The following is a 7900-nucleotide window of genomic DNA, read 5'->3' as shown; positions in this document are numbered from 1 at the left end:
ACCATCTCAACACCTCACCACCTCACCATCCACTCTCACCTCCCAACGCCCTGCGCCCGCTGAACGCCTCTTCGTATCGGACGCGGTGGAGAAGAAGATTCGCGAGATAAAGAAGCGCATCAAGGAGAACGCCTACTTAGCGTGGATGTTCGAGAACTGCTTCCCGAACACGCTCGACACCACCGTCCACTTCACCGATGCCGAGGACGGCGAGGAGGACACATTCGTCTACACGGGCGACATACACGCCATGTGGCTGCGCGACTCGGCGGCGCAGGTGTGGCCCTACGTGCAGCTGGCTAAGGGCGACCGCAAGTTGCAGAAGATGCTGCGCGGTGTGATACGCCGCCAGCTGAAGTGCATCAACATCGACCCCTACGCCAATGCGTTCAACCGCGAGCCCGAGCCGAACGGCATGTGGGCTAACGACATGACCGACATGAAGCCCGAGCTGCACGAGCGCAAGTACGAGTTCGACTCGCTCTGCTACCCCATACGCCTCGCCTACCACTACTGGCAGGTGACGGGCGACGTTTCTGTCTTCGGCGACGAGTGGCTGCAGGCAGTGCGCAACATACTGCGCGTGTTCCGCGAGCAGCAGCGCAAGCAGGGGCTCGGCACCTATCGCTTCCAACGCGAAACGGAGGACCAGCTCGACACCGTATGCAACCACGGCTGGGGCAACCCCGTGAAGCCCTGCGGACTCATCGCTTCTGTCTTCCGCCCCTCCGACGACGCTACGACGTTCCTCTTCCTCGTGCCGTCTAACTTCATGGCGGTCAGCTCGCTGCGCAAGGCGGCGGAGATACTCAGCAAGGTGAACGCCGACGCAACGCTCGCTGCCGACTGCACGGCGCTTGCCGACGAGGTGAGTGCGGCACTGAAAGAGTACGCCGTGGTCGACCATCCGAAGTACGGCAAGATATACGCCTACGAGGTGGACGGCTTCGGCAACCGCTTCCTCATGGATGACGCCAACGTGCCGTCGCTGCTCGCCCTACCCTATCTTGGCGACGTGGACGTGAACGACCCCGTATATCAGAACACGCGCCGCTTCGTCTGGAGCGACGACAATCCCTACTTCTTCCGCGGCAAGGCTGGCGAGGGCATCGGCGGTCCGCACGTGGGCTACAACATGGCGTGGCCTATGTCCATAATGATGCGCGCCTTCACGAGCACCGACGATGCCGAGATAGCGGAGTGTCTGCGTATGTTGCAGCGCACTGACGCCGGCACGGGGTTCATCCACGAGTCGTTCAACGTGGACGATGCGCAGAAGTTCACGCGCGAGTGGTTCGCATGGCAGAACACGCTCTTCGGCGAACTCATCATCAAGCTCGTGGACGAGGGCAAGACGGAGCTGCTGGTTAACGCCCGAAAGTAATCGTAGGAGGGTATGGCATCCTGCCATACCCACGCAGCCTCAAATATAACAAAACCAAAGAATATGCAAGACACAAACAACATACCCGAACTTCAATCGCCCTTCGAACAGCTACGAGAGCTGGATGCGGATGGTAAGGAATGGTGGAACTCACGCAAATTGGCACGAGTGATGGGTTATGGCAAATACTGGAACTTCGAACGTGTTATAGCTAAAGCGCAGGCATGGACTTCGCAAAAGGGTTATCACCTCGGCGAACACTTCGTAGAAACTATTGAGATGGCAGAACTCGGCAATGGCGCAGTAAGAGAAGTGACAAGCATCATGCTCTCACACACCGCATGTATGGCTGTGGTTATGAATGCCGATAAGAAAAAGGAGATGGTGAAAGCTGCCCAGCAATACTTCAGTTCAACAATGGCTTCTGATGTAATGGCAAAAAGCATGGAGTCGTCAATACTAATGTATAGAGGCGGACGAGGAAAAGTGCAGGTGCAGGTTGTTTTCGACACCAATACGTTTTGGCTTTCGCAACAGAGAATGGCAGAACTGTTCGGAGTAACTGTACCGACAATCAATTACCATCTTACTCAGATAAATCAAAGCGGAGAAATACATTTGCCCGATACAATTAGAAAAATTAGAATACCCTCGGACAAATGTTCCAACGAAGTGATGATGTACAACCTCGATGTGGTGATTGCCGTAGGCTATCGTGTGAACAGTTACGAAGCTACACAGTTCCGCATATGGGCAACGAGCGTATTGAAAGAGTATCTCACTAAAGGGTTTGCGCTGGATGATGAGCGGCTAAAAGGCAAGAATGTTTTCGGAGCCGACTACTTCGACGACTTGCTTGACCGTATCCGAGAGATACGCATCAGCGAACGTCGTTATTATCAAAAAATAACAGATATATACAGCGAATGTAGTGTCGACTATAGTAAGGATGCGGAAGAGACACGCAAGTTCTTCAAGATGGTGCAGAACATGATGCACTACGCCGTAACAAAACAGACGGCTGCAGAAATCATCTACGACCGCGCCGATGCTGAGCGCCCACACATGGGGCTAACAACATGGAAGAATGCACCAGAAGGTAGGGTGATAAAGTCGGATGTCACCATAGCCAAGAACTATTTGAGCGAAAAGGAGGTCGATGCACTTAACCGACTGAGCAATGCCTTCATCGACATTGCCGAGCAACGAGCAGAAGACCATATACTAATGACTATGGCTGATTGGTTCGACCTCTTGCAAAAATACATGGACCTCAACAACCGTCCAGTGCTCCCAAATACAGGACGTGTGACACACGAACAAGCCGTAGAAAAGGCACTAACAGAATACGACAAATTCCGCATCATTCAAGACCGCGAAATAATGTCAGACTTCGACCGTCAACTGAAAAGCATTTTCGGCGACAACTACTAATATTTTTTAAACATACGAACAAAAACCTCCCATTGCTTTTGTGGGAGGTCAAGGGGGTATGACTGTATACAAATATTGTTCAGACACCTCCGACCGAAACTCACATTCTGGAGACTCTGACGCACCATATTCCGCTCTTTTGCACCAAAATTTTGCTTCAAAAATACAAAATCCGATGGTTTTCACAGCGCAAGCGGCACTTTTGCACAGCGTAAGTGGCACTTTCACACGGCGAAAGTGCCACTTCTACCCAGTACTCGTGGGGGTAGTACTCCAGTTTTGCAGCGGTAGTACTCAGCGGAAGTGGCACAAAAGCTGCACACTTTCGCACGCGCAGCCTCAACAAACTAAATATCAACCGCTTACCGCTGCACACTTTTTACCTCTCAAAACTCGCGAAAAACCGACCAAAGGTTTTCTTTTTCATTTTTCGGGCACTCCTGAGCGGTAAAAATGACAAATATCGTACCTGTGCAAACTGTATGCCATAGATTTTTCAAAACAAAGACTTTGCTTGTTCGAACAAAATCTATACATTTGCACTCGCAATACTTTAAATAACCAGCTTATGAAAAATGTACTGAAGAAAATGTTTGTCGCCGTGCTGCTCTGCCTCGTGCAAACGACCGTTTGCACAGCCGACACGTTCAAGGGAAAGATTGTGAACGCCGAGACGGGCGAAATTCTCATCGGAGCAACGGTGCGCAGCGAGATAAACCCAGAGCCGGGTTGGTCGATGCAGAACTCGACGGAGACCGACAGCACGGGCTGCTTCACGCTCGACTCCGAATGGGAGGGACGCATCATGATCACGTTCAGCATGATCGGCTACAAGAACTCGCGCAAGGTGGACTATGCGTACGGATCTGAGGTGAAAGACACCACCGACCTGGGCACCATCAGGCTGCAGCCCACGGCGCTCATGCTGCGGGAGGTGGAGGTGAAGGCGAAGGTGCCGCGCATCACCATGCGTGGCGACACCATCGTGTTCAACCCCGAGGCGTTCCAGCTGAAGGAGGGCGCGCGCCTCGACGAGCTTATCAAGAAGCTGCCGGGCGTGCAGCGTCGCGACGGCAAGCTATACTGGAACGACAAACCCATACGCCTGATGATGAACGGCAAGGACATGTTCGGCGGTGACCAAATCTTAGAGCAACTGCCGGCTGACGTGGCTGACAAACTGAAGGTGTACGACCGCAAGTCGGAGCTGGCACGCCACACGGGCAACGACGATGGCGATGAGGACCATGTGCTCGACATCCAGGTGAAGCCGGGCTTCCTCGACAAGTGGTACGGCGACATCGAGGCTCAGTATCAGACCAAGAAGCGCTACAGCGCAGCTATCACCGCAAGCCGACTGAGCGACCAAGACCCGCACATGATATACGCCCAGGCTAACAACGCCAACCGCTATGTAGACAAGACGATTGGCTCTTCCATGAACCGCAACATCGACGGCGATGGCAAGAGCCAGTACGGCTCGTACAACTATCAGCACAACTGGCAGACGAAGGGCACGCAGCAATACACAAGCAACCGCTTCAACATAAGCACCAACATGGGACACAGCGACGGATGGAACAGCGGAAAGGCGTCGACCGAGACGTTCTTCCCGAACCAGGAGCACACGTTCGGCGTGAAAGACGCCTACCGCTACAAGCACAACCTCAAGCCGCAGCTGGAGGCTAAACTCTTCGCCTACACCGACTCCGCGAACACCATCGACGTGAAGGTGAAAGCCTCATACGAGAAGGCTCGCAAATCGTACGAGGAGAAATCGGCTTCGTACGGCTACCAGCCCGACCAGTTTGCCTACCACTCGCTTAAGGAGGCGCTCGACGCAAAGCCCGGCGATGCGCTCTACGACCGACTCATCACACGCAACCGTAACTACGAGTCGACCGACCTGCAGCAACGCGGACTGAACATCTCGTACGCATGGAAGCACTTCATCGGCAAGAAAGGCTCGTTCACGCTGCAGGGCTTCACCAACCTGAGCGGAACGAACGAGGACACACACAACAACCGCAACGTGGAGTATCTGCGCGAACAGCGCAACGAGACGCTGTGGCAGTTCTACGACCGCAGCGCGCACGAACTGGAGACGCAGTTAGGCGCTTCGTTCGACTACTGGCTCGGCAAGAAGGTGTATTTCAACATATTCGACAACGTGAGATTAAACCGCTCACGCATCGCACGCAACTTCTTCAACGACACCGACGAGCAGAACGTAGTGGGCGGCACGCCGACAACGGCTGACCCCACGAACTCCATGCGCAACCTCACGCACAAATGGACGAACGAGCTGACCGTGAAGTCGACCATCACGCCGGTGAAGGCACTGATGATAATGCCGAAGTTCAGCTGGAACTACTGTCGCGAAAAGACCGACTACCACTACGGACCGCTGGACACCACAGCCGTGCGCACAAGCAACACGTACGAGCCGTCTATCTTCCTGAAGTGGAAGATGAGCCGCGTGCGCAACATGGACATCGCCTTCGCATACAACACCACCGTACCCGACCTCGTGAGCACGCTCGGCTACCGCAACACCATCGACCCGCTGCATATATACATGGGCAACCCGCTGCTGCGCAACTCGCACAGTCATACCACTACGTACAACTACCACCGCATGTGGCTGCGCAAGCAGATTGTGCTGGGCTTGACCGCTTCGTACAACAAGGACATCAACCCTCAGGCTACGCTCTACAGCTACAACTCGGCTACCGGCGTCTACACGTCGAAACCGATGAACGTGAAGGGCGGCGACATGTGGCAGTTCGGACTCAACTACGACCAGGGCATCGGCTTCTACTTCCGACTGATGAACAAGTTCGCACTGGAGACGGCTAAGTCGTACGGCTTCCTCACCATCGTCGACAACAACGCTGCCGACGCGCAGCCCGAACTGAACAAGCAGAAGCGACTGGGCATAAACAACGACTTCGAGTTCTCGTACGAGACCGAGAAGTTGCAGCTCACACTCTTCAACCGCCTGGAGAGCAACCGCTACCGCTACGACGACGCTTCGTACAACACCACACCGCTGTTCAACAGCGTGGGCATAAGCGCCAACCTGCACCTCGCTCCGTTCGAGGTGTTCGTGCAGTTGTCTGACGACTATTGTTCGGGCTACGCTACATCGGCTATGAACGGACACAAGCTCAAGTCGATGGCGTCCGTCAGCTGGAGCTTCTGCAAGAACAAGTGTATGCTGCGCCTGTTTGCCGACGACATCTTCAACAAGGACATCTGGTACGAAAGCGAATACTCAGCCTTCCAACGTCAGGAGTACTCCACAAACTATATACACCACTATCTGAACCTGAGCTTCAGATACAGACTCGATGCAAAGGCTAAAAAAGGCAAATCGACAACAATAAGCAGTAGAAGATAAACTGTTAGTACAAACAAAAAGCCGTAGCGGAACTCCTCCGTTACGGCTTTATTATTTATGGTAATTGTAGGAGGGTATGGCATCCTTGCCATACCCACTCAACCTATAGGAGAGTACGACGTTCCTCCACGCAACCTACTGAAAACAAAGCATAATAGCACTTCTACTTGCGAAACCTCTTCGACACAGCCGAATAGCCGCAGCGCTGACAGAGCGGTTCAACAGCGTTGTGACTGGTGAAGCCGTCGTACAGAGCACGCGCCCGCGGCGAGTCAAGGATGTCGGCAAGGCTCTGACGGAACAGATTGCCAAGCGCGATGTCGCCGTTATGGTCGAGACAGCACGGCACAACAGTGCCGTCGACGAGCACACCAATCTGATTGCGCAAGGCGTAGCAGAACACCTCCTGCTCGTCGTAAGTGGCGTGCTGAAGGTCGGGCCACTCGAACATGTTATCGTTCTCGATGTACAGATTGTCGGCAAGTCGCCAGCCGTCGTGGCGCTCCGTCCACGGGCGCGGCACATGAAGCGCAAGCAGATTGAGAATATCGTCGTTCTGCCGGTTGTGTCCGCCCTCGTTCCATAGGCGCAGCACGACGATGCAACCACGGTGGGCAGCTTCTAACGAGAACGCCATCACCTCGTCGACGTACCCAGCAAGGTTCTCCTTAGCGTTGCCCTCGTGCGAGTGGAGCGAAATCTGAATCTTATGAGGCAGAGCATCCAGAAGGTCTGCACGTCGCGAGAGCAGAGTGCCATTAGTGGTGATAATGGGTACAAAACCTTTGTGGCGAGCCATCAGCACAAACTGCGGCAGCAGCGGATGGAGGAACGGTTCGCCCATCAGATGGAAATACAGAAACTTCACCTTGCCCTCAAGTCGCGAGGTCAAAGCGTCGAATTCGTCCAACGTCAGCCTATGCTTCGCCCTCTCCGTCTTCGGGCAGAACACACAGCTAAGGTTACACACATTAGTTATTTCGAGATAGCATCTTGTTATCATATCGGTAGTTAGCTACGTTGCATCATCTAAGCATTTCTAAAGTACTGTCACACATTTTCCCTTCGTAATACTTATCAAGAACCTTACGGAACAGCCCTTCGCCCGTAGCTGTCCAAAACAAAGTCATCGACGACCTAAGTTTCATTGTGTCTACTTCTCCAAAGATTTGTCTTGCAGACAAACCGTCCAACAGAAGCAGAGCCTCCGTTATCTCCTGCAATCTGTCTCTGAGCACGGGGTGCAGCCAATAAGCACGAGCCTCATCAGCACCAGCAATACCATAATAGTCAGCATTATAACTGTGCCCCAGCCACTTCAATTGAGGAAAAACGAACCACATCCAATGGCTCCTTTTTCGCCCGTTTTGAATCTCCTCAAGAGCCGTCTTATATTGTGAGTAAGAATCCTGAGCTGCAAGAAATCGCGACAAGTGGTATGTATCCATATCATTCATAATATTAAAAGAGTTGCACCATTATAACGCAGCTCCATATAAAACAATATTATTTCTTCATCAACATTTGTATTTTCCATCAAAGTTAGCACAAATTTATAATATACAAACAAGATTAGCCACAAAAGTTGTATGTCTTTTGAATCCTACATCAAACCACAACCCTTGCGCTCGGTGAGTACACTGAAATAGGTTGTATATCTTTTGATTCCTACATCAAAC

Annotated in this window: 5 protein-coding genes; 3 read left to right on the top strand and 2 right to left on the bottom strand. The window is 52.8% G+C overall.

What is annotated here, in order from left to right:
* From HMPREF0673_RS11405 to HMPREF0673_RS11395, 3 genes are all read left to right on the top strand, one after another.
* Positions 1 to 1384, top strand: a 1384-nt coding sequence (locus HMPREF0673_RS11405; protein ID WP_007902558.1) for a glycoside hydrolase family 125 protein, incomplete at its 5' end; no start/stop codon positions are given.
* 63 nt (positions 1385 to 1447) lie between these two features.
* Entirely contained in the window at positions 1448 to 2818 is a 1371-nt protein-coding gene (gene rhuM / locus HMPREF0673_RS11400; RefSeq protein WP_007902556.1) for a RhuM family protein, read from the top strand.
* A gap of 568 nt (positions 2819 to 3386) precedes the next feature.
* Entirely contained in the window at positions 3387 to 6221 is a 2835-nt protein-coding gene (locus tag HMPREF0673_RS11395) for an outer membrane beta-barrel protein (RefSeq protein ID WP_007902554.1), read from the top strand.
* A 163-nt stretch (positions 6222 to 6384) separates the two neighbouring features.
* On the opposite strand, the gene HMPREF0673_RS11390 is transcribed toward HMPREF0673_RS11395, so the two are convergent.
* Together HMPREF0673_RS11390 and HMPREF0673_RS11385 are read right to left on the bottom strand one after the other, a co-directional pair.
* Positions 6385 to 7224, bottom strand: coding sequence for a radical SAM/SPASM domain-containing protein (locus HMPREF0673_RS11390; protein WP_040596924.1), 840 nt, complete (start codon positions 7222 to 7224; stop codon positions 6385 to 6387).
* Between the two features lie 22 nt (positions 7225 to 7246).
* Positions 7247 to 7678: a DUF1810 domain-containing protein gene (locus tag HMPREF0673_RS11385; RefSeq protein ID WP_007902550.1), complete on the bottom strand. Its 432-nt coding sequence runs from the start codon at positions 7676 to 7678 to the stop codon at positions 7247 to 7249.
* Positions 7679 to 7900: the final 222 nt, after the last annotated feature.

The sequence above is a fragment of the Leyella stercorea DSM 18206 genome (assembly GCF_000235885.1).
GTDB classification, from domain to species: Bacteria; Bacteroidota; Bacteroidia; order Bacteroidales; family Bacteroidaceae; genus Prevotella; species Prevotella stercorea.
This window is presented reverse-complemented; position numbering and strand designations above follow the sequence as displayed.